At 74.9% G+C, this 22,041-nt stretch carries 17 protein-coding genes and 2 pseudogenes; 8 read left to right on the forward strand and 11 right to left on the reverse strand.

Annotation, left to right across the window (positions count from 1 at the left end; translation table 11 throughout):
- The coding region (locus tag ABEB07_RS09880) for an outer membrane protein assembly factor BamB family protein (RefSeq protein ID WP_345667913.1) at positions 1–1,282 on the forward strand (1,282 nt) is incomplete at its 5' end.
- 55 nt (positions 1,283–1,337) lie between these two features.
- Here ABEB07_RS09880 and ABEB07_RS09885 read toward each other — a convergent pair.
- Positions 1,338–3,143, reverse strand: coding sequence for a bifunctional metallophosphatase/5'-nucleotidase (locus ABEB07_RS09885; RefSeq protein ID WP_345667914.1), 1,806 nt, complete (start codon positions 3,141–3,143; stop codon positions 1,338–1,340).
- A 181-nt stretch (positions 3,144–3,324) separates the two neighbouring features.
- Between ABEB07_RS09885 and ABEB07_RS39170 the strand changes: the two genes are divergently transcribed.
- The 3 genes from ABEB07_RS39170 (at position 3,325) to ABEB07_RS09895 (ending at position 5,624) form a co-directional block, all read left to right on the forward strand.
- Entirely contained in the window at positions 3,325–3,420 is a 96-nt protein-coding gene (locus ABEB07_RS39170) for a putative leader peptide (RefSeq protein WP_425588980.1), read from the forward strand.
- Positions 3,421–3,616: 196 nt separating this feature from the next.
- Positions 3,617–5,038 (forward strand): sulfatase family protein, encoded by a 1,422-nt coding sequence (locus ABEB07_RS09890; RefSeq protein ID WP_345667915.1) that lies wholly within the window; start codon positions 3,617–3,619, stop codon positions 5,036–5,038.
- 166 nt (positions 5,039–5,204) lie between these two features.
- Positions 5,205–5,624: a hypothetical protein gene (locus tag ABEB07_RS09895; RefSeq protein ID WP_345667917.1), complete on the forward strand. Its 420-nt coding sequence runs from the start codon at positions 5,205–5,207 to the stop codon at positions 5,622–5,624.
- Positions 5,625–5,790: 166 nt separating this feature from the next.
- Here ABEB07_RS09895 and ABEB07_RS09900 read toward each other — a convergent pair whose 3' ends face one another.
- The 3 genes from ABEB07_RS09900 to ABEB07_RS09910 form a co-directional block, all read right to left on the reverse strand.
- Complete coding sequence (locus ABEB07_RS09900; protein ID WP_176146909.1) at positions 5,791–6,690, reverse strand: NAD(+)/NADH kinase; 900 nt, start codon at positions 6,688–6,690, stop codon at positions 5,791–5,793.
- A complete protein-coding gene (locus ABEB07_RS09905) occupies positions 6,687–7,700 on the reverse strand; it encodes an SPFH domain-containing protein (protein ID WP_345667919.1) in 1,014 nt (337 codons plus the stop codon). The genes ABEB07_RS09900 and ABEB07_RS09905 overlap by 4 nt, the downstream gene beginning before the upstream one ends.
- A gap of 193 nt (positions 7,701–7,893) precedes the next feature.
- Positions 7,894–9,108 carry a glycosyltransferase gene (locus ABEB07_RS09910; RefSeq protein ID WP_345667920.1) on the reverse strand — a complete coding sequence of 405 codons (1,215 nt, stop codon included), beginning with the start codon at positions 9,106–9,108 and terminating at the stop codon, positions 7,894–7,896.
- Positions 9,109–9,227: 119 nt separating this feature from the next.
- On the opposite strand from ABEB07_RS09910, the pseudogene ABEB07_RS39175 reads away from it, so the two are divergent.
- Both ABEB07_RS39175 and ABEB07_RS09915 read left to right on the forward strand, forming a co-directional pair.
- A pseudogene (locus ABEB07_RS39175) lies at positions 9,228–9,353 on the forward strand (DUF4132 domain-containing protein); the annotation flags it as partial.
- A pseudogene (locus tag ABEB07_RS09915) lies at positions 9,351–10,353 on the forward strand (hypothetical protein); the annotation flags it as partial. The pseudogenes ABEB07_RS39175 and ABEB07_RS09915, both read left to right, overlap by 3 nt.
- 459 nt (positions 10,354–10,812) lie before the next feature.
- Here the strand turns inward: ABEB07_RS09915 and ABEB07_RS09920 are convergent.
- Positions 10,813–11,097: a hypothetical protein gene (locus ABEB07_RS09920; RefSeq protein WP_176146912.1), complete on the reverse strand. Its 285-nt coding sequence runs from the start codon at positions 11,095–11,097 to the stop codon at positions 10,813–10,815.
- Between the two features lie 340 nt (positions 11,098–11,437).
- On the opposite strand from ABEB07_RS09920, the gene ABEB07_RS09925 reads away from it, so the two are divergent.
- Positions 11,438–13,294 carry a M1 family aminopeptidase gene (locus ABEB07_RS09925; RefSeq protein ID WP_345667921.1) on the forward strand — a complete coding sequence of 619 codons (1,857 nt, stop codon included), beginning with the start codon at positions 11,438–11,440 and terminating at the stop codon, positions 13,292–13,294.
- 117 nt (positions 13,295–13,411) lie between these two features.
- Here ABEB07_RS09925 and ABEB07_RS09930 read toward each other — a convergent pair whose 3' ends face one another.
- Genes ABEB07_RS09930 through ABEB07_RS09940 form a run of 3 tightly spaced genes read right to left on the reverse strand, consistent with a single transcriptional unit; the run spans position 13,412 to position 14,515 of the window.
- Positions 13,412–13,894, reverse strand: a complete 483-nt coding sequence (locus tag ABEB07_RS09930; RefSeq protein ID WP_345667922.1) for a hypothetical protein — start codon at positions 13,892–13,894, stop codon at positions 13,412–13,414.
- Positions 13,895–13,909: 15 nt separating this feature from the next.
- On the reverse strand, positions 13,910–14,128 hold the full coding sequence (locus ABEB07_RS09935; protein WP_345667923.1) for a hypothetical protein: 219 nt from the start codon (positions 14,126–14,128) through the stop codon (positions 13,910–13,912).
- An 18-nt stretch (positions 14,129–14,146) separates the two neighbouring features.
- Positions 14,147–14,515 carry a hypothetical protein gene (locus tag ABEB07_RS09940; RefSeq protein ID WP_345667924.1) on the reverse strand — a complete coding sequence of 123 codons (369 nt, stop codon included), beginning with the start codon at positions 14,513–14,515 and terminating at the stop codon, positions 14,147–14,149.
- Positions 14,516–14,681: 166 nt separating this feature from the next.
- On the opposite strand from ABEB07_RS09940, the gene ABEB07_RS09945 reads away from it, so the two are divergent.
- Positions 14,682–15,140, forward strand: coding sequence for a hypothetical protein (locus tag ABEB07_RS09945; protein ID WP_345667925.1), 459 nt, complete (start codon positions 14,682–14,684; stop codon positions 15,138–15,140).
- Between the two features lie 7 nt (positions 15,141–15,147).
- Here ABEB07_RS09945 and ABEB07_RS09950 read toward each other — a convergent pair whose 3' ends face one another.
- From ABEB07_RS09950 to ABEB07_RS09960, 3 genes are all read right to left on the reverse strand, one after another.
- On the reverse strand, positions 15,148–18,057 hold the full coding sequence (locus tag ABEB07_RS09950) for a helix-turn-helix transcriptional regulator (protein WP_176146917.1): 2,910 nt from the start codon (positions 18,055–18,057) through the stop codon (positions 15,148–15,150).
- Positions 18,058–18,129: 72 nt separating this feature from the next.
- Positions 18,130–18,336: a hypothetical protein gene (locus ABEB07_RS09955; RefSeq protein WP_164587058.1), complete on the reverse strand. Its 207-nt coding sequence runs from the start codon at positions 18,334–18,336 to the stop codon at positions 18,130–18,132.
- Positions 18,337–18,464: 128 nt separating this feature from the next.
- On the reverse strand, positions 18,465–21,626 hold the full coding sequence (locus ABEB07_RS09960) for a type 2 lanthipeptide synthetase LanM family protein (protein ID WP_345667926.1): 3,162 nt from the start codon (positions 21,624–21,626) through the stop codon (positions 18,465–18,467).
- Positions 21,627–22,041: the final 415 nt, after the last annotated feature.

The following is a 22,041-nucleotide window of genomic DNA, read 5'->3' on the forward strand; positions in this document are numbered from 1 at the left end:
CGCGCCGGCCGTGGCCGGTGTGCAGGCCCTCGCCCTGGCCGGCTCCGCCCTGCTGGGCCTGCGCGGCGGCGCCGGCACGACGCGGGCGGACACCCCGGCCGCCGCCGCCCGCTGGGCCGCCCTCCCGGCCGGCTGGAGGCCGTGGCAGACGACCGCGGCCGCGGCCGCGGAGAAAGGCGTGCGCGACGCACCGGGGTACGAGGGAAACCGGGCGCCGGCCTGCGTGCCGGACGACGGCGCGCTCTACTGCGCCGGCAGCGCGCTCCTGCCGGAGCGGATCGACGCCACCACCGGACGCACCCTGTGGCGCTCCGGCATCGCGCCCGCCGGCGTCCCGGCCGCCCGCTACGTCACGACGCTGCTCGGGGTGCACGAGGGCGTGGTGCTCGTGGAGTTGACGGTCACCGACGAGGGCGGCATCGGACAGGCGCAGTCCGTCCTCGCGCTCGACGGCGCGAGCGGCGCCCGGCTCTGGTCCCATCCGGTCCGCACCGACAGCCTGGGCTCGGTCTACGCCGCCGGGGTGCTCCTGACCCAGGAGGACGACGGCAGCGCGGTCACCGTCCGCTCGGCGCGCGACGGCGCCGTACGCCGCAGGATCCCCGTGCCGCCCGGGTACGACTGCCTGCCGCTCACCGCCGGGGACCGCCCGTACGTGGAGTGCATGATCAAGGCGGAGGGCTCGCACGCCATGAAGTTCCTCGTCGTCGAGCCCGGCGACGGCTCCGCGCGCACCCTGGACTCCCCGGCGCAGCAGCGGAGTTTCGTGGGCGTCCAGGACGGGCGGCTGCTCTTCGCCGAGACGGACGACCGCCCCGTGGTCAACGGCCCCGACCAGATCTACACCCGGATCGTGCGCGTCGATCCGCGCACCGGGGAGCGCACGCTGACGCCGCTGCCGGAGCGGTACCGAGGGGGCACCCCGACCCTGGCGCACGGGACGCTCTACTTCGTCACCTCCAGCGGCCTGGTCACCGCCGTCTCACCCGGGACGGGAGCCCGGCGGTGGCAGACGCACACGACGCTGGAGACACCGGGGCAGGCGTCGGTGGACGGCGGCGGGCGCACCGTGTACCTGGCCGGGGGCAGCGGCCGGGTGGCCGCCCTCGACACGGCGCGCGGCACCCTGCTGTGGGAGTCGTCGGCACGTGCCGAGGTGCTGAACACCGGGCTGCTGCCCACCGTGTGGTTCGACAAGGGCGCCCTGGTGCTGGCGGCCTCCGACGGCACCCTCTTCACCCTCGACCCGGCGCACCCCGGGCGGAAGCCCGTCACGGGGTGAGCCGGGCGCGGTGTACGGGCGCCGTCGGGCGCCCGTACCGCTGTCGCCGACGCGGCTACTTCACGACCGTGATCCGGTCGGCGGCCGGCGGCGCGATCGGGTGGGACGCCGACGAGGCGGCCGTCAGGTAGTCGTTGAACGCCTTCAGGTCGTCCGCGCCGACCACGGGGTTCTTCCCCTTGCCCAGCTCGGTGAAGCCGTCGCCGCCGCCCGCGAGGAAGGAGTTCATCGCGACCCGGTAGGTGGCGGCCGGGTCGATCGCCGCCCCGTTCAGCCGGATCGAGCCGGTGGCGACGCGGGCCGCGCCCGACTTGGTGAGGTCCAGCGTGTAGGTGAGGCCCGCGGATATCTGGAGGATCTTCGGCGATGCCTCGTTCGGGCCGCTGACCTGCTGCTGGAGCGCGGTGATCAGTTGCGCGCCGGTGAGGTCCACCAGGTTCACCGTGTTGCTGAAGGGCTGGACCGTGAACGCCTCGCCGTACGTCACGACGCCGTCGCCCTCGCCGCCGCTCGCCTTGTGGACGAGGTCGGAGCGGATGCCGCCGGGGTTCATCAGCGCCAGCGCGGCCTTGGGGTCCAGGGACTTGGCGTGCGCGAGCTGGGCGTCCGCGATCAGGTCGCCGAGCGGGGATTCGGGGGTGGTGGCCCCGCGTCCGTTGATGTCGCCGGAGATGTAGCCGACGGGCTTGCCGGCCACCGGCGCGGCCAGCGCGTTCCAGCGGGAGATCAGCGCCGTCATGTCGGCGGCCTTCGGCTGGGTGCGGCTCACCACGTGGTTGGCGGAGCGCACGCCGGTGCGGACGATGTCCCGGGTGCGGCGGTCGTAGGTCAGCGTGGTGTCGGTGTACAGCTTCCCGTACGAGGACGCGGAGGTGACCATGCGCGGCCGGCCCGACGGGTCCGGGATCGTGCACACGTATGCCTGGTGCGTGTGACCGGTGACCAGGGCGTCGACCTTGGGTGTGAGGTGCCGGGCGATGTCGACGATCGGCCCGGAGACGCCGTCGCCGGCGCCCGGGGAGTCGCAGTCGTAGTCGTAGGACTGCGAGGCGGGCTGGCCGCCCTCGTGGATGAGCGCGACGATCGACTTCACACCCTGCTTGTCGAGGATGTCGGCGTACTTGTCGACGGTCTCGACCTCGTCGCGGAACTTCAGTCCCTTGACGCCCTCGGCGGTGACGATGTCCGGCGTGCCCTCCAGCGTCACGCCGATGAAGCCGATCTTCACGCCGTCGTGCTTCCACACCCAGTAGGGCTTGAGGATCGGCTTGCCGGTCTTCTCGTCGGTCACGTTGGCGGCGAGGTAGGGGTAGTCGGCGCCCTTGAAGGTGCGGCCGCGTTCGTAGCAGCCGTCCTTGGGGTGGCAGCCGCCGTTCTGCATGCGGGCGAGTTCGGTGGCGCCCTCGTCGAACTCGTGGTTGCCGACGCTCGTCACGTCCAGGTCGAGCTTGTTCATCGCCTCGACGGTCGGCTCGTCGTGGAACAGGCCCGACAGCAGCGGGCTCGCGCCGATCAGGTCGCCGGCCGCGGCCGTGACGCTGTACGGGTGCCCCTTGCGGGCCGTGCGCAGCGAGGTCGCGAGGTACTCGACGCCACCCGCGTCGATCTTCTTCGCGGTGCCGTCCGGCGCGGTCTCGGTGACCTGGCCCGAGGAGCCGGCCGGCGGTTCGAGGTTTCCGTGGAAGTCGTTGAACGACAGCAGTTGGACGTCGACCGTGCGACCGCCGTGCCCGTGGTGGTGGGCCGCGGACACCCCCTTCGCCGGCGTGGCGGCGGCGGTCAGCGCACCGGCCGTGGCCAAGGCGGCGACGGCCCCGAGGACACGGCGGGCGCGCCGTCTCGGCTTGGTCGGGTGGGTCATGAGGCTCCCTCGGTAGGAGTACGAAGCGGTTGAAGCTGTGCGAAGCCTATGATCAACGCGCGTAGCGTGGACAGGGGTCGGCGGGTCACGAGGAGGTTGCGCTCAGCTTGGGCCGGGCGCGCTTCCCGCCATGCGGACGTCGCTTGACGCGCCCCTTCCCGCGCTGGCAGCCTCCCCGGTCATGAGGCCGCCCGCCGATCACCACCGTGTCCGCACCGCGCTCGTGGAGCGGCGGCACGTCGATCTGTGCCGGCAGTCCAGCGCCCTGTGTCGCTGAGCCCGTAGGGCCGCCCCTCACCCAGAGGTGATTACTCGACTCCCCGTCCGTGGGGGTCTTTTCGCGTACCGCATCCGCCGCTTCCCCCGCGCGCCCGGCGCCCTCGTGCCGCCGGGCGCCGCGTGGCGTGCGCGGTGGCGCGCCCCGCCCGCCGATCCGCGCCCTGTCACGGGCGCCGCCCGAGCAAGGACTTCGCATGCCCGACACCTCACCCGTCTCCCGCCGTGCCTTCGGCGGCCTCGTCGGCGGCGGCGCGGTCACCGCCGTCGCCGGCGCCGTCGCGACGACGACTCCCGCGGCCGCCGTCCAGGACAGGGCCGAGCGGCCCTTCCGGGCCAAGCCCGGGAGGAGACCGGGACGGCGGCCCAACTTCCTGTTCATCCTCGGCGACGACCTGGGCTGGGCCGACCTCTCCTCCTACGGCGCCCCGCACATCCGCACCCCGAACCTGGACCGGCTGGCCGCTCAGGGAGTGCGCTTCACCGACGCCTACTCCGGCTCGGCGACCTGCTCCCCCACCCGGTTCAGCCTCTACACCGGCCGCTATCCGGGCCGTACCAAGGGCGGACTGGCCGAGCCCATCGGCAGCAGGACGCAGGGCCTGGACCCCCATCACCCCACGCTCGCCTCGCTGTTGAAGCGGGCCGGGTACGCGACCGCGCTGATCGGCAAGTGGCACTGCGGCTGGCTCCCGGACTACAGCCCCACCCGGTCCGGCTGGGACGAGTTCTTCGGCAACTTCGGCGGCGCGCTGGAGTACTTCTCGAAGCTGGGCCAGCTCGGCGACTACGACCTGTACGAGGGCGACGCCGCCTACCAGGACCTGCGCTACTACACCACCGTCCTGACCGAGCGGGCCGTGGACTACGTGGGCCGCCGCCACGACAGGCCCTGGCTGCTGAACCTCAACTTCACCACCCCGCACTGGCCTTGGCTGACCGAGGACGACGAGGAGACGGCCGCCGGGATCGCCGCGCGGATCCGCGCCGGGAACGTGCTCGGCGCCCTCCTGCACACCGACGGCGGCTCGGTGCAGAAGTACAAGGAGATGGTGGAGAGCCTGGACGCGTCGGTCGGCGAGGTGCTCGGCGCGCTGCGCCGCTCGGGACAGGAGGAGAACACCGTCGTCGTCTTCGCCAGCGACAACGGCGGCGAGCGCTTCTCCTACCAGTGGCCGCTCAGCGGCGGCAAGTCCGAGCTGCTGGAGGGCGGCATCCGGGTGCCGACCCTCCTGCGGTGGCCGGCCGCCGTCGACGGACGCCAGGTCAGTCACGAACCCGTCTACTCCCCCGACTGGACCGCCACCCTGCTGGAACTGGGCGGAGCGCGGCCGGACCCGGCCTACCCGCTGGACGGGCACAGTCTCGCCGGTTACCTGCTGCGCGGGGAGGACGTCCCCGAACGCGACCTGTTCTGGCGGGTGCGCGGCAACCGCGCGCTGCGGCGCGGCGACTGGAAGTACTTCCAGGACGCCGACGGCACGGACCACCTGTACGACCTCGCCGCGGACGCGCGCGAACAGGCCGACCTCGCCGGCGACCGGCCGGCCCTGCTCGCGGAGCTGAAGGCGGCCTGGGAGCGGATCGACCGCGGACTCCTGCCGTACTCGGCGGCCTGACCGCACCGCGAGGCCGCCGCGCCCCGGCGGCTGTTACAGGACGGGGACATACGCCGATGAACGCCCCACCCCTCCCGTGCCATCCCTCTCCATGACTGCATCAAACGGCATGTAGCTCACCTCAGGCAGGAAAAGGCACACTCGGCACGGAAGGAACATACCTGTGATGATCTCGAAGCGGCGCTCGCTGCGCACCGTCGTCGTCGGCGCTCTGGGAGCCGCGTCCCTCGCCCTCGCGGGCACCGCGACGGCCGCCACCGCGAGCACGCCCACCGCGTCGCCCGTCACCTCGGCGCACCCGGCCCAGGCCGCCAAGGCCGCCATCAGCGCCACGCCCTCGACGACCTCGGTGCGGGCCTGGCAGCTGTTCCGGGTCACCGGCAGGACCACCGGCATCGCGGCCGGCGGCAAGGTGACCCTGCAGCAGAAGCAGCACGGCACGTGGGTCTCCCTGCCCGCGTCCGCCCCCGTGTCGCGCGGCGGCTCCTACTCGCTGGGCGTCAAGCTCGGCCTCAAGGGCAAGAACGACCTGCGCATCGTCAACGGCGCGACGGCCTCCCCGGTCTTCCAGGTCACCGTGCGCTAGGGGGCCCGCTCACCGGCCCCGCCCGGCCGCCTCACGCACCCGTCCGACGAAGGGGGCGGAGGCCGGCCGGGCGGGCGGTGTCCGCGCGCACGACTCACCCCGCCCGGCGCACTCACCCCGCCCGGCGCACTCACCCCGCCCGGCGCATTCGCGTCGTCAGGCGCACTCATGTCACCAGGCGCAGTGACGTGTCCGCGATGCCCAGCCGTACGCTCTGCCCCCAGGTCAGCTCCAGGGCGTCGGCCTCCATCCCGTCCCCGAAGACCACGACCCGGTCCGACTCCACGGTCAGCCGCAGCGCCTGCCCCCGCCCCAGCTCACCGCCGACCCGGGACGTCCCGGTCGCGGGCGACGGCCACGCCTCGCGCACGAACCACAGGAGCCGCCGGTCGCACGGCGCGGGCATCGGCACGGTGCCGGCGCGCTCCAGCCACACGGAGCGCAGCCAGCCGGTGGCGCCGGTGCCGGTGCCGACCAGTACCCCGGAGGACGCCTGGGCCTCGTCGGGCGCCGTCTCGCCCTCGACGCCGAGGCGGTAACGGGTCGTCTGATGGCCGGCCGAGCCCAGGTAGATCTCGTTCAGCGCGACGAGTCGCTGGGTGTCGTCGGCGACGGCCTCCACCATGGTCAGCTCCTCCACCCGGCCGCCGGCGGTCGTCGCGGCCCGCAGCAGGGCGGCGGCGTCGGCGCGGCGGTGCCGGACCAGGACTCCCGGGTTGCGGCCCGGATCGGTGTCGATGCCCACCACCGGCTGCCCGGCGAGGTACTTCGCGGTGTTGGCGACCAGGCCGTCCTGGCCGACCACGACCACCACGTCCTCCGGGGCGAACAGGAAGCGGTCCAGGTCCGCCCGCTCCACCCGGGAACTGCGCCAGGTGAGCGGCACCGCCGACGAGACGTCCCGCAACGCCTGCTGGGTGCGCTCGTGGCGGCGGAGCACCTCGTCGACGGAGCGGCCCCGGCCGGCGAGGAAGAACGCGGCCTGCCCGTGCGTGCCGTGCCGGGCGAGCAGTTCCTCGTACTCGGTCCTGCGGTGCACGAGGACCGCGCGCGGGGCCAGGCTCACGCGTCCGCTCCGCCGTCCGGGCGCCCGAGCTTGGCGAGGAGCCCGGTGAGGACGTCGGGGGTGAGCACGACGCTGTCGATCCGCGGCAGGTTCTCCGCCAGCCGGGTCGCCGCCAGGGCGTGCAGCGTGGCCGGGTCGACCTCGCCGTGCACCCGCAGCCAGGCGGCCTGGGCCTCCGCGCGCGCCGCGCCGGTCTCGCGGGCCGCCTCGGCCTCCGCGCGCGCCAGGCGGACCGTGCGGGCTGCCTCGGCCTCGGACCGCACGCCGTCGGCGGCCGCCTTCTCCTCGGCCTCACGACGGGTGTTGGTGCCGCGCTGCTCGACCAACTGCTCCTCGCGCCGGGCCAGTTCGATCTGGCTGGCCAACTCGTTCTCGGCGATGGCGCGTTCGCGCTCGACGGCGACGGCCCGCCGTTCGTAGGTGGCCCGGTCGGCCTCCTGCTGGATCTGCTCGCGGGCCGGGGTGCGCAGGGCGCGCTCCACCTCGACCTCGGGACGGATGGCGACGACGCGGACGGTCACCACCTCGATGCCCGTGGCCGGGAGCCGGGGTTCGGCCTCGAGACCGGTGACGACCCGTTCCCGTACGGAGGCGACGCCGTCCACGAGGGCGACGGCCAGCGGGGTCCGGGCCAGTACGTCCAGCGTGTGCTGCTGCGCGGTCTCGGTGAGGAGGGTGGCGATCTGCTCCAGGGGCGCGGCGCGCCACTTCCCGTTGTCCGGGTCCACGGAGAAGTCGATCCGGTCCGCCGCCTCGGCCGGGTCACTGATCCGGTAGGTGACGGTGGCCTGCACGGTGACGTCCTGGAAGTCGGCCGTGCGGGCGTGGAAGGCCATCGCCAGCTCCCGGTCGTCGACCGGCACTTCGGAGAGCGCCGCCGACAGCGACCGGTACCAGAAGCTGAGCCCCCGGCCGTCGTGCGCGAGTCGGCCGCGCTTGTGGTGGCGGATGTGCGCGGTGGGCGCGGAGCGCAGATGGCGCCAGCCCAAGCGGCGGGTGATGTCGGCCATGGTGGACCCCCCTCTACCTTTTATTTCGTCAGTGCGACGATAACGGGCCACGCGAATATCGTCAACAGGACGAGAAGAGGGCGATCGGCAGGGAGCAGCCGCGTCGTCGTATCCCTCGGTCCCTCTCCGCCGAGATCCGCCGAGCCCTTCCGTTGTCGCTGAGGGAGCCGGCTCCGGGGCGGCGACGGGCACGTCAGCCGGCGCTCAGCGCGGCGATGTGCGAGAGCAGCGGGGCGGCGCCGTCCTCCGCGGCGAGGCCGCGGGCGAGTTCGGCGGCGCGGCGGCGGTGGGCCGGCTCGGACAGGCAGGCGGTGATCGCGTCGCCGAGGGCGTCGGCGGTGAGGTCCCGGAACGGCACGGGCCGGGGGGAGACTCCCAGCCCGTGCAGGCGGGACGCCCAGAACGGCTGGTCGGCCATGACGGGAACGGGCACGGCGGGCACTCCCGCGCGCAGACCGGCCGCGGTGGTGCCCGCCCCGGCGTGGTGGACCACGGCGGCCGTGCGGGGGAACAGCCAGTCGTGCGGGACGTCGCCGACGGTCAGGACGTCGGCGCCGCGGCCGCGCACACCGGCCCATCCCGCCTGCACCACCGCCCGCACGCCCGCCCGCCGCACCGCCGCGGCGACGAGTTCGCTGAGCCGCTCCCCCTGCCCCGCCGCCATGCTGCCGAACCCGATGAACACCGGGGGCGGCCCGGCCCGGAGGAAGTCGGTCAGGGCGGCCGGGGGACGCCAGCCGTCCGGCCGGGCGGGCCACCAGTAGCCGACCACCTCGGCCCAGGACGGCCAGTCCCCGGGGCGCGGCACGACCAGCGGGCTGAAGCCGTGGAAGACCGGCCGGACGTCCACCGGCGCCGAGGGCCGGGCGGCGGGCAGCCCGAGGCGGGCGCGCAGCCGGGTCACCGCGCCCGCGAAGGCCCCTTCCGCGCGCCTCAGCACGTCCCGGCCCGCGGCGAGGTTCCCCGCCGGGCCGAGGCTCCCGGCGCTCCGCGCGTTGGGCAGCGGGAAGCGGCCGGTGGGGAAGGCCGGCACGAGGTAGGCGCCGACGACGGGGACGCCGAGCGCTTCGCCGGCCGTCCGGCCGAGGGGCGCCGGGGCGAAGGCCGTGATCAGGAGGTCGGCCCCGCCTGCCACGGCCTGCGCCACCCCCTCGGCCAGGCCGTCGGCGTACGCCCTCGTCAGGGCCCGGACCTCGTCCCGTGACGCCGCCCGGCCCCGGTCCCGGATCAGCTTCCGCGGGTCTCCCGGCACGGGCCGGTGTTCGAGACCGCACGCGCCGACGAGTGCGGCGAAGGCCGGGTGAGCGGCCACGGCGACCTGATGGCCCGCGTCCCGCAGCCGCCGCCCCAGTCCGGTGTAGGGCGCGACGTCTCCCCGTGAACCGGCGGTGATGATCAGAATGCGCATGCCGCCACCCTCCTCGGCGGACGCGGTCCGCTCGCCGTCGCCGGCCGTCTCCGGCGCCGTTGTCACTGGTCTGCTCTACAGTTCCCGGCACTTGATCATTGCGGGTGCGGGAGGCACGTATGGGGTGGGTGTCGGCCGGCGGCTACGAGGTCGCCCTCGACGACGGCAAGGTGGTGTGCCGCAACGCAGCCGGACGGCGGCTGAAGTCCGTGCCGCCGAAGATCGCCGACGATCCGGCGGTGCTCTTCTCCGAGCCGGTGCTGACCTCGACCGGCTACGCGGGCGCGGTCATCTGGACCGCCGACGCGGGCGGCCGCCTCTACACGGTGTCGGACGTGGCGCAGGGCCGTACGGCTCGACGACACCGCGCTGACCCATCGTGAACTGTCGCGGGCGGGGCTGGCCGTGTCGGGCGCCACGGTCTCCGGGACAGGCCGCCTGGGCGCGGGGGCCGGGGTGCGGGCGGTCCGCGCGTCCGGCGCCGCCTGGCACGCCGAGCCGCTGCGCCGGCTGTGGGACGTGCCCGCCGCCGAGCAGGTGGCCCGCGCCCTCGACGGCGGTCACGACCTGCTGTTCCTGGAGGTGACGTGCGTGGGCGCGGTGCGGGAGGCGGCCGGTGAGAGTCTGCTGGCCGACTGCGCGGGCGTGCCCGTGCGGCTGGCCGTCGCGCACGACGATCCCGCGCTCCCCTACCGCGACAACCTCCGGCTGCTCGCGGCCGCCCGCGGCAGCCGGCTGCGGATCGTGGCGCGCCTGGCGCCCGGTCCCCGTCCGCGCGCCCTGCCGCTGGCCGCGGAGCATCCCACCGACCCCGCCGCCCGGGTGGACCTCGGCCTGGACCGGCTCCGGCGCGCGGACCTGCCCACCGGCGCGGCGGCCGTGTCGCCGGCCGCGGTCGCCCCGGGCGAGGACGAGGCTCCGCTGCATCTGCTGCGCCGCCGCGTCCACCAGGCGGTGTCCGGGGGCCGCCCCGTGCTGGCGTTCGCCGGGGACGGGGCGGGCGACGGCGCCCGGCTGCGACGGCACGGCCTCACCACGGCCGCCACTCTCCTGGACGACCTGCACGCCGCCGCCGCGGTCCGCTCCCGCGACGCCTTCGGCCGGCTGCTGCCGACCGACACGGACCGCTTCGCCCGGTCCTGGCTCGCCGCCGCCGTCTACACCGACACGGTCGAACGGTCCCTGTGCGCGGCCGGCTGGAGCGTACCCGCCCCACCGCTCCCCCTCCCGCCCCCGGCCACCTGACCGAAACGCGAACGCCCGCGGCCCGGCCCCGCCCGGCCCCGCCCGAGCCCAGCCGGGCCGGGCGGAGCCGGGCGGAGCCGAGCCGACCCGAGCCGGGGCCGACCCGACCCGAGCCGGGCCGAGCCGAACCGGGCCGGGCGGAGCCGAACCGGGTCAAACCGAACCGGGACGGGCCAACCGGAGCGGAGCCGGGCGGAGCCGAACCAGACCGACCTCGGAGCGGAGCCGGGCGGAGCCGAACCGGGCGCCTCGGAGCCGGGCCGACCCGAACCGGGCCGACCCGAACCGGGCGGAGCCGAGCCGGGCCGAGCTGGACCGGGCCGGGTCGAGCCGCACCGCACCGCACCGCAAGGCGACGACCCGGCCCGGTGCCACGAGGGGTTCGGGGCGCCCGGCCGGTGCCGTCATCGCCGCCCCGGTCCGCTCGCCGCCCGCCACACCACCGCGAACCGCCGACGGTCAGTCGTTGAGTTCCGTGTACACCGTCTCCACCAGTTCGTCGGCCTCGTGCGTCCCGGGGTCGTCCGGGACGACGTAGTAGCCGCCCAGGGTGTTGATCACGCTCTTCTCGGAGCGGTCGAACTCATGCTGACCGTCCCCTCTCTCCTCGGAGGTCCCGGACTCGGTGTGCTGCCACCACCACACCTTGTCCCGGATCTCCTCCTTGCTCAGCGGGCCCGTCAGGACGATGTCCCTGCCCTGGACCTTCCCCGTGATCCTCGGGGAGTTCACGTCGGCCGCCATACGCCATCTCTCCTTCCCGCCGGAGGAGTTGTCACCGATGTGCCGCCCCCGACCACAGCAGCGGATACCCGGCGCGGGCGCTTCCTCACCCCGCGCACCCGCGTGAACACCCCGATGGCCGCGGGGCTCACCCGAGACATGCGGACGCCGCCCTGACGGGTCTGGCATGCAACGGTCAAATCTGTCACTCTTTGGCAGTCGCGGCCCCGACCCCAGTGGGGCCCGACCGGCTCCTGAGCACAGCAACGCGCAAGCCCCACCCACGGCCGCCCCGGCGCACCCCGCCGGTCCGGCGGCCTTCGAGCAGGCCGGGACCCCGGCCGCCGTAGAAGGAGTAGCGTTGAGACCCACCCCCCACAAGGCCCTCGGCGCCGGTGCGCTCACCGTCGCCGCCGTGGCCGCCCTCGTCCTCCCCGGCACCCCCGCCGCCGCCCGGCAGGCCGCCGCACCGGCCGCCTGCACCCCGGCCCAGGTGGTCGCCAACAGCGGTTTCGAGAGCGGGACTTCACCGTGGTCCCCGTCCTCGTCCAGCGTGATCACCAGCCGTTCCGGACAGAGCGCGCACGGCGGCAGCTCCTACGCCTGGCTGGACGGAACCGGCGGCACCCGCACCGACACCCTCACCCAGAGCGTCACGATCCCCTCCGGGTGCTCCACCGCCACCCTGAGCTACTGGCTGCACATCGACACCGCCGAGACCACCTCCTCCACGGCGTACGACAAACTGTCCGTGAAGCTGGGCGGCAGCACCCTGGCCACGTACTCGAACCTGGACAAGAACACCGGCTACGTCCGCAGGACGGTCGACGTGTCCTCGTTCGCCGGGCAGACCGTGAACCTGTCCTTCACCGGCGCCGAGGACTCCAGCCTCCAGACCAGCTTCGTCCTCGACGACGTCGCCCTCGACACCTCGGGCGGAGGCACCACCCCGCCGGCCGACTCCACCCGGACCCCGGCGGCCCCGGCGTACACCGTCAGCCTCAGCAGCGACACCGCCGGCACCGTCTGGAACGGCCACGAGAGCGTCACCTTCACCAACGCCTCCGCCACCGCGCTGAGCGAGGTGTACCTGCGGCTGTGGGACAACTACCACGGCAGCTGCGACGCGATGCCGATCAAGGTCAGCAACGTCACCGGCGGCACCGCCGGCGCCCTCTCGGTGGCCTGCACCGCCCTGAAGGTCGATCTGCCGGCCCCGCTCGCCCAGGGCCAGAGCGCCACCGTCGGCTTCGACCTCGGCATCACCGTGCCCAGCGGCGCCGACCGGTTCGGGCACGACGGAGCGTTCAGCTTCATCGGCAACGCCCTGCCCGTCCTCGCGGTCCGCGACGGCGCCGGCTGGCACCTGGACCCGTACACCAACAACGGCGAGTCGTTCTACTCCCTGGCCGCCGACTTCAAGGTGACCCTGGACCACCCCAGCACCCTGCTCGTCCCGGCCACCGGCACGTCGGCCGACACCCCCGGCGCCAGCGGCCGTACGGTCACCACGGCCACCGCCTCCAAGGTCCGTGACTTCGCCTGGGCCGCGGGTCCGTTCAGCAAGATCTCCGGCACCTCACCCGGCGGCGTCCCGGTGAACGTGTACTCCGTCTCGAACATCAGCTCCTCCAGCGCCCAGTCCATGCTGAGCACCGCCAAGAGCGCGGTCGACGCCCACGCGGGCCGGTTCGGCGCCTACCCCTACGGCGAACTGGACGCCGTCATCGACAACAACTACTGGTTCGGCGGCATGGAGTACCCCGGCTTCGTCCTCGACCTGGTCAGCACCACCGCGCTCACCCACGAGATCGGCCACCAGTGGTGGTACGGCATCGTCGGCGACGACGAGTACAACAGCCCCTGGCTGGACGAGGCGTTCACCGACTACGCCACCGACCTGGCGCAGGGCATCACCGGCGCCAACTGCTGGAACAGCGTGTCCTGGGCCTCCAGCGCCGAGAAGATCACCAACTCGATGGCCTACTGGGACGCCCACTCCTCCCGCTACTCCACCGTCGTCTACGGCTACGGCAAGTGCGCCCTGCACGACCTGCGCCGGCTCATCGGCGACAGCACGATGACGAAGCTGCTGAAGGACTACGCCACCGCGCACTGGTACGGCGTGTCCACCACGGCCGAGTTCAAGGCGGCGGCCCAGGCCGCCACCGGCACGGACCTCACGTCCTTCTGGACCCAGCACCGCATCGACGGCTGACCTGCCCCGTCCGTCGCCGCCCGGTCCGGTGAGGGCCGGGCGGCGACGGCAGCGTCGGGCGGCGCCGCGCTTCGGGCGCCGCCCGACCGCCGACCGGCCCGCGCCCTCGGGCGGTCCCTAGCCGGTGACCTTCACGGTCCAGTCGCACTCGCTGACGATCTGCAACCGGCGCGTGCCCGACGAGTGCTGCCGCGTGTCGGCCTCGCCGGTCTTGTCCATCTCGTTGACGAGCCTGTCGTCCTGGTCGAACACGATGAAGTTGCCCTTGCCGTCGACGGCGCCCATGGCCTTGGTGCAGTCGAAGGTGTAGGACAGCGTCCAGTCGCCGCCGGTCTCGAACGCGCCGGTGGTCTTCGTGCCGGAACCCGTGAGGGTGAGCAGCGTGGCCGGCGCGGCCTTGTGCGCCGGAGCGGGAGCCGCCTTCCGCGACGCGGTCGCCGACGCCGGCGCGCTCGCGGCCGGCCCGCCGCCGTCGCTCCTGTCGTCGTTCTGGTCGTCGCTCCCGCAGCCGGAGACGGCGGTGACGAACACGACGGCGGCGAGCGAGCCGCCGATCCCCCACGGAAGACGGCCGTTACGCTGCGGACGGAAGTCGGACACTCCGGTTTCCCCTTTTCATTTTCCTCGCGACCGCGAGACCCGCTGGCTCCGCATGGCGCCCGCCGTGACGGCGACGGCCGCCCCGGACAGGGTGGGAACGAGCGGCCACGGCAGGCCCGTCCAGCCGGTGATCAGGCCCACGGCGGCACATGCGGCGCCCGCCGCGACGACCAGCCGCCTGCCGTACGGACGCCAGGTGAAGGGGCTGGGCTCATGCGGTCTGACCAGGTGCATCGTACCGAACACCAGTGCCTATGCCGCCAGCAGCCCGGCGTCGCCGAAACGCACGAGTGTCCTGGGGAAGGGTTCCGGGCCGCGCAGGGTCGCCGTCAGCTTCTTCACGTTGAGCGAGGTGTCCTCGACGGTGAAGGTCATCTCCCGCAGGCAGTCCTCCGCCTTCGGCACCGCCTGCCGGGCGGGGCACTTCCCGGCCGCCCGGTACTCCCGGTACAGGGCGCGGTCGCTGGGCAGCCAGCCGGTGAGGACGACGTAGGAGGCGAGCGCGCAGGCCAGGGACAGAACGATCAGCAGCGCGCCCACCAGCAGGTTCCGGCCGGTCCTCGGCCGGGGCGGCGGAGGTCCGTCCACGTTCCTGACGGCCCTGCTTCTCGTCGCGGTCATCGCTCGTCTCCCGCCGTCTTCTGCCGTGCGCCCCCAGTTTTGTCCGTCCGCGATCAAGCAGGCAAGGTGACGAACCCGCAGTCGCGGAGCAGCGCTCCTTGCCGCATCCGGGCAAGGAGCGCCGGGAACGGCGTCCGGCGTCCGCAGCGGTCTGGAGGCCGCGGACGTGGTGCGCGCGCACCGTGCGGCGCTCCAGGTCCTGCGGGACGGCATCGAGACCGCGCACGTCGACGCCTACAGCGACGACGCCTGGCCGCGGGACGTGGTGCCCGCCTACGAGCAGGCGCTGGCGATGGCCGCGCGCGAGGTGGCCGAAGGCGTCCGTCCGGCGAGGAGCGACCCGGGCATGGGGATCGACGTCGACGTCCGCGACGACGCCCAGTTCGACGTACTCCTGGCCCTGGCCCCCCACACGATCCACGCCGAGGCGTGGCAGCGGGGCCGGCTCGTCTTCAGCGCCAGTGACACCGGCACGGCCCTGTGCCTCACCGTCACCCCGCGGCAGGAGGAGCGACTCCTGTCCCGGCTCGACGCGTCGGGCATCCCGCGCACGGCGTTCACGACCCGCCCGGCACGGCGCGGTCGATGGACCTCGCGCTGGAAGAGGGCGGCCCGCACGAGCTGATGACGCGTCAGAAACGTTCCGCGGCCAGGGCGCAGAGTCGGGAGCGGTTGGGCTGGCCGGTCTTGGCGATCAGGCTGGCGACGTGCTTCTCCACGGTGCGCGGCGATATGTAGAGCCGGGCGGCTATGTCCTTGTTGCTGGGGCGGTCGGCCAGCAGCCGGAAGATCTCGTACTCGCGGACCGTCATGCCCTTCAGGCGCAGCTCCGCCGGGATCTGTTCGCTGCCGGTGCGGTGCTGGCGCACCGGCGCGCCGATCGCGCGCAGCAGGGTGCGGCAGGCGCCGACGACCGCGGTGGCGGAGGTCTCGCGGAAGTGCTGCTCGGCCTCCCGCAGCCATCGTTCCGGCTCGCCCCAGCCCAGCGCGTGGGCCTCCTCCGCGATCAGCCGCTGCCCGAGGTGGCGGGCCGTGGGATAGGGCGCGGCCGCCTTCTGGGCGAGCAGTGCCGTGTGTCCGGCCTCCTCGGGCCGGCCCTCCCGGCCGAGCAGGACGGCCTCGGCGAGCAGGACGAAGTGGCGGTTCCACCGCATCCGGCCGGCGGCGCTCGCGGCCAGCCGTTCGAGGTGGGCGCGGTCGGCCCGGCCGGCCAGGAGGTCGAGCAGCAGTCCGAGGCCGTGCCGTCCGCTCAGGTGGAAGGTGGTCGGGTTCTCCGCCTCCAGCGCCTGGAGGTCGGCCATGGTGCGGGCGGCCCGGTCGCGGTCCTCCTCCAGAAGGGCGCAGAAGACCTGGGCGAGGCCGAGGGCCAGCGGCTCCTCGGGCGAGCGGCTCCCGCCCCAGCGGCCGAAGTCGGTCAGGGCCTCCTCCATGGCGCTCCGGTCGCCCTGGTGGGCCGCGAGCACCGCGCGGGCCATCAGCAGGTAGCGGGCCACCGACGTCAGCTTCTGGCGGGCCGCCATGGTCAGCGTCTCGTCGCCCAGCGTCCGGGCCTCGGTGAAGCGGCCGCACAGCACGTCGTGCAGGGTGAGGATGCCGTCGATGCCGTACAGGACGGGGACCGCGCCCAGCCGCCGGGCCTCCGTGCGGGCCTCGTCGAGGGTGGCGGTGCTGCCGTCGTCCAGCCAGCGGATGCCGCCGAGCCGGGTGAGCGCGTACATCCGCTGGAGGGGCAGGCTGTGCCGCTCGGCGGTGCTCATCGCCTGTTCCAGATAGGTGCTGGCCTCCGCCAGGTCGCGTTCGCGGGCGACCACGCCCAGCAGTTCCCACGCCTGGCAGGCGACCAGGTGCAGGCCCTGGCGCTCGGCCGTGTCCAGCGCGGTCCGGGCCAGCCGCTCGGCCCGCTGGGTGCGGTCCGGTCCCGGCGTGTCGAGGCACAGGTACGCCTCCACCACGTCGGTCAGCGCGGTGTGCGCCTCGTCCGGCGCCGTTCCCAGCAGTGCGCGGGCCCGTTCGATCTGGTTGTTGCCGTCGGCCCAGCGGCCGGCCATGTACGCCACGTGCGCCAGGCGGGTGTGCAGGGCCGCCAGCCGGGCCGCGCCGAGGCCGGCTCCGACGAGTTCGCGCAGGCTGCCGGTGAGGCTGAGGGCGCGGGTCAGCTCCCCGGTCTCGGCGAGCGCGGGCAGCAGCGCCTCCAGGGCCTCGGCGCGGGCGGCCCCGTCGCCGCCTTCCGCCAGCAGTCGTTCGGCGCGGTCGAGCAGCGCGACCGCGGAGCCCACCGAGCCGTCGGCGAGGGCGCGGTGCCCGGCCTCGGTGAACAGCCGGCCGGCCCGGACGAGGTCGCCGGCGTCGGCGCGCAGGGTCGCCGCCAGCGGGCACCAGTCGCCCGGCAGGCCCGGGTTGAGGGTCTCGATCGCGTCGGCGGCCTGCTGGGACAGGGCGACCCGGGCGGTCGGGGTGAGCTGAGCGAGCAGTGCCTCGGCGGTCAGCGGGTGCTGGAAGGCGTACCAGTCGGGCGCGGGTTCGTCGGCCGCGACCAGCCGGGCGGCCACGCTGGCGTGCAGATGGCTGAGCAGGGTCCGGTCGTCCACGCCGGTCATCGACTGGAGCACCGACAGGGGGAAGCGCCGGCCGAGCACCGCGGCGGCGCTGAGCAGGGTGCGTCCCTGCGGGCCGAGCTGGTCGATGCGGTGGATGGCGCCTTCCAGCAGGGCCCTGGGCATGTTGCGGCGCAGGTCGCCGACCACGCGCCAGGCGGCGCCCTCGCGGACGAGCGCGCCGCCGGCGACCGCGCCCTGGAGGAGTTCCTCGACCAGGAACGGGATGCCCGCGCTGTCCTCCCACATCTGGCCGAGCACCTCGGCGGGCATCAGGGCGGGTTCGGTGTCCAGGCAGGAGGCGATCATCCGGCCGACCTCGTCGGCGTCCAGCGGCGCCAGCCGGAACACCGCGGCGCTGTGTCGGCGCCCGGCGGACTCGGCGAGGCTCAGCGCCTCGCCGGGCTCCGAGCGCAGCGTCGCCACCAGCATCAGCGGCTGCTGTTCGAGGTTGTCCACGAGGTACTCGACGACGGCGAGGGTCTCGGTGTCGGCGTCGTGCAGGTCCTCCAGCACCAGCAGGCAGCCGCTGTCGCGGCCCGCGAAGGCGAGCACCCGCAGGACCGCCTCGGCGAGCACCACCGTGGACCCCTGGTCGGGGGCGCCGCCGGTGCTCCAGCCCGGGATGAGCCGGCCGAGCACCGGGCGGTACGGTCCGAGGCTCGCCTCGTCCGGTGTCACCCCGCCGCGGGAGAGCGGCATCAGGGCCTCGGTGAGGGGCCGGAGCGGCACCATCGGTCCGATGGTGCTGCTCCGGCCCTTGAGGACCCGCACGCCGGCGGCCAGCGCCGAGCCGATCAGCTCGGCGACCAGCCGCGACTTGCCGATCCCCCCCTCTCCGACCAGGAACGCCGTGCCTCCGCGGGACCGGTTCAGAGCCCGCAACGACTCGCCGAGCTCGGTGACTTCGGCCTCACGACCAATGAGATGAGCTGCCCGCAGACGCATACCTCCGGATAGTAGTCACTCGATCACGAAGGTCACACACCTCCTCGGGCAGAGAGTGCGGGCGACGGCAGGTCAGGCGGGCACCGACACGGTGGTGATGGCGGCGGAGCCGAGGCCGACCACCACGCCGCTGCCGAGGTTCATCCCGGCCAGCGCACGGGTCCGGGCGCACGCCCCGTTCCAGCGGACCAGTCGGATCTCGCCGGCCGGGTCGGCGGCCGTCGCGGACGCGCCGGTGGGCTCGCCGTGGACGGTGCCGTTCTGCAGGAAGCTGGACATGGGGGGTTTCCTTTCCCTGGACGTCGATCCGGTGGGGATCGCTCTGTTTACCGACTGTTCGTGTTTCCGAGGAGGTCGTCGTGGCGCCCGCGGCGCGGGCTCCGGGCCGTACGGCGGTACGGGGGCGCTCAGTCGCGGGCGCCGCCGTCCGGGGCGGGGTCGAGCAGCAGGACCGAGGGCACGGTGTCGGCGAAGCCCAGCCGGAGCAGGGCGTAGCCGATGCCGGACAGTCCGGTGAGCAGCCCGGGCGTCGGTACCCGCCCGGGTGTTCCGCAGCGCGGTCCCCAGGCGTGCAGCAGCCCGAGGACCGGGCCGATCCGGCCGGTCGGGCCGCCGTGTGCCTCGCTGTGGCCGTGCCCGGCGAGGGCGGCCACCGCCTCGGCGATGCCCAGCTCGCCGTGGCACAGGCTCAGGTCGGCCACCGGCGGGTGCTCGGCGAGCCGGCGTCCTGCGGCCGGCGCCGGGCCGTGCGCCCGCCGCGGGCCCAGTCCGGCGTCGGCCGCCGCCAGCACGACGCCCGCGGTGCCGGAGCACCAGCCCGCGTCGAGCCGGTCCGCCGCCGCGAGCGCGGTGGTCAGCCGGTCCCGGCCGGCCGCCGCGGCCCGTGCGGCCAGGGGGCCGTCGGTGAACCGGGCGTGCCGGGCGAGCGCCCAGCCGGTCCCGGCCTCGCCGAAGGCGAAGCCGAGGCGTTCGGGCGGGCCGTCGTCGGGCGGGCCCGCCGGGGGGAGCGCGAGCAGCCGTTCGGCGATCCGGTCGGCGAGGCCGGCGGCCTGCGGCAGCCCGCGCTCGCGGTGCACCGCGTGCAGGGCGGCGAGCGCGCCGGCCAGGCCGGCCGACACGTCCGGCGGGGTGTCGTCGCCGAGCGCCGCCAGCGCCAGGGCGTCCAGCGCGGTCGGCAGGCACGCGGCGAGGTCGTCGTCGACCAGGGTGGCCACCCGGGCGAGGGCGTAGCAGATGCCGCCCAGGCCCTCGAAGCCGCCCGGGCCCACGGCCCGGCTCAGCGCCGGGTCGGCGGCCAGCGCGGCGACCAGTTCGGGCACCGGGGCGAGGGCGGCCCGGGCCAGTTCGGTGTGCCGGGCGGAGCCGGTGAGCGCGCCGAGCTGGGCCAGGAACAGGGCCACCCCGCTGTATCCCTGGGCGAGGCCCGCGCCCAGGGGCAGCACGGTCCAGCGGTCGTCGACCGCCTCCAGGCCGATCCAGTTGGCCCGCCCGTGCCCGTGCACGGCCCGGCCGGCGATCTCGTCGGCGATCCCGGAGGCGGCGGCCAGCAGCGCGGAGGGCTCCGGCAGGGCGGCGGGGGCCGGGCGGGCCCGGCGGTCCACCCGGTGGTGGCGGCCGGCGGCGTCCGGCTCGGCGGACGCCAGGGTGGCCGAGATGATCCACTCCTGGGCGTGGCGGTCGACGGTGCTCATGGCGGCGAGCTTGGCCCGCGCGGAGGCGAGCCCCGAGGTGTCCAGGACGCCGTCCACCTCGCTGCCGTCCGAGGCGAAGACCCGCGGTGAGCCGGGCCGGTGGAAGAAGACGGGGACGTCGCCGTCCCACAGGTCGGCGATCTCGTACTCGATCAGGGCCTGGCGGGCCGGGTCGCCGTCCGAGTCGGCCCACAGCACCGCGAACATGGCGTCCCGGTCGAGTCCGTCGCGCAGCACCTGCGGATGGGTCGCCTCCTCCAGCAGGGTGGCGTACAGCATCGTCGGGCGGAGCACGAGGCGGCCGACCGCGTCCGCTCCGGCGGCCAGCGGGCCGTTGGGTGCGGCCAGTTCGTCGCGGTGCCGTACGACGGTGTCGTAGCCGGTGCGGAAGCCCGCGAGTACGGCGGTGAGCCGGTCGGCGCTCCGGGGTCCGGCCGCCGCGCTGTACGGCCGGTTCAGCGCGCCGGTGAACAGCGCCGGGCGGCGTACCAGGCGCATCTCGTCCGTGCCGGCGTCCTCCCACACCATGCGGGTGTTGGGGGCGGTGCCGCCGGGTGCGCCGCCGAGCGCGGAGACGTCGACCGCGCCCAGCTCGCCCACCAGGAGCTGCGGCAGCAGGCAGGTGCGGTGCACCGAGGAGGCGTGCGCGGCGGCGGCCGGGTCGGGGCGGGTGGTGCCTCCCTCCCGCAGGACGGGGTGCAGCAGGGTCTCGACGTCGACGAGCACGGGCTGGTCGCCGTGCGCGAGGACGTTCTCGTAGTGCAGGTCCACCCCTTCGAGGGTGTAGGCCAGGGCGAGCAGCGCGCCCTGCCGGCGGTGGAACCGGTCGATCTCGGCCAGGGAACGGCACGTGCGGTGGTCGATGTACTCCAGCCATCCGTAGCCGTCGCCGGCCACCCAGCGCGGGGTGCGCGGCGCGAGGTCCGGCACCTTGCCGTCCAGCCAGCCGGCCATCCGGTCCAGCAGGGCGTGCTGGTCGACCGGCCGCGGCTTGTAGACGGCGCGGGCGCCGTCGGCGAACCGGAGCACCGCCACCGACCTGCCCCGCTGGTGCAGGTCCCCGAGTCCCAGCTCGACGGCGGTCAACGGGCCCGGGTCGCGTCCGTCGAACAGGACGTCGGCGAGCCGTCGCCGGTCGGCGGCGAGCCGCGCCAGCAGTTCGGCGCCGTAGCGGGCGGTGTGCCGGCAGGTCCGGGCCAGCAGCCGGGCGAGCACGGGGTAGCGGGAGAACAGCCGGGTCAGACCGGTGCGGGTGCCGGCCCGGGCGGCGAAGTCGGCGAACCGGGCCGCGGCGGTGGCGCCGGACAGGTCGCCCGCGGTGCGCGCGGCGGCGAGTTCCACGACCAGGGTCCGGGCGGCCGCCTTGGCCAGGCGGCGGGTCAGCCAGCGGGCGTAGAGCGGGGCGAGCACCGCCACGTCACCGGGTTCGGCGCCGTCCGCCGTGGCCCGGTCGACCAGTTCGGCGACGGCCGCCGTCACCAGCGGGCGCAGCACCGGTTCGAACACCGCCGCCCCGTCCGCCGGGTCGGCGGGCGCGGTCACCGCGTCCCCGCAGACCTCGGCGGGCGTCTCGGGGGCCGCGGCGACCGCCGCCTCCACGAACACCGCCCACCGCGGCTTGGCGAGCCGGCCGGCCAGGCGGGTGGCGGGTTCGGCGGCGAGCGCCGCCACCAGGGGGGTGTCGGCGCCCAGTCGGGCCGAACGCACGGACTCGCAGGTCAGCTCGATCGGTGAGCGGGTGCGCGGCCCGGCGGCCGGGCCCGCCGCCGGCGCCGCCGGCGGGTGCGGGGCCGACAGCCGTTCGCGCAGTGTGGCGGCCGGCGCCCACCAGGAGGGCGTCGCCTCCGTGCTGGGACAGGCGGTGTCGGTTGTGGTCACGTCGGCAACCCTTCCAGCGGCCTCACCCGCCCGTACAGGGAGTCGCGCCCCCACATTCCGCGCCGGACTACCCACTCGAGGGGGTCGGGGGTTCTCCATACGTGGGGGGTGGGGGGAGTGGGGGTGAGTGGTGACCGCCGCGATGGTGTCGGCGCGTCCGGGAAACGGCCCCCAGCTGCGGCGGGGTGCTGTCGGGCGGTGCCCGGCGGTGGGCGGGGCGGGTGCGTGGTTGTACGGCCGTTCGCGGACCGGACGCCCGTGCCGGACGTACGCGGGGACGGCCGCCGGCGCACAGCCGTGCGCGGGACGGCCGCATGGGTACGGGCCGGAGGCCGGGCGGGCCTCGGTACAAGTGGGTGGAGCGAACCAGTCGCCACTGTAGGGGTGTTCACAGTTCGGCCGCCGGTGCGCGGCG

Origin of the sequence: Streptomyces similanensis (genome assembly GCF_039543625.1) — a bacterium.
Lineage (GTDB): Bacteria > Actinomycetota > Actinomycetes > Streptomycetales > Streptomycetaceae > Streptomyces > Streptomyces similanensis.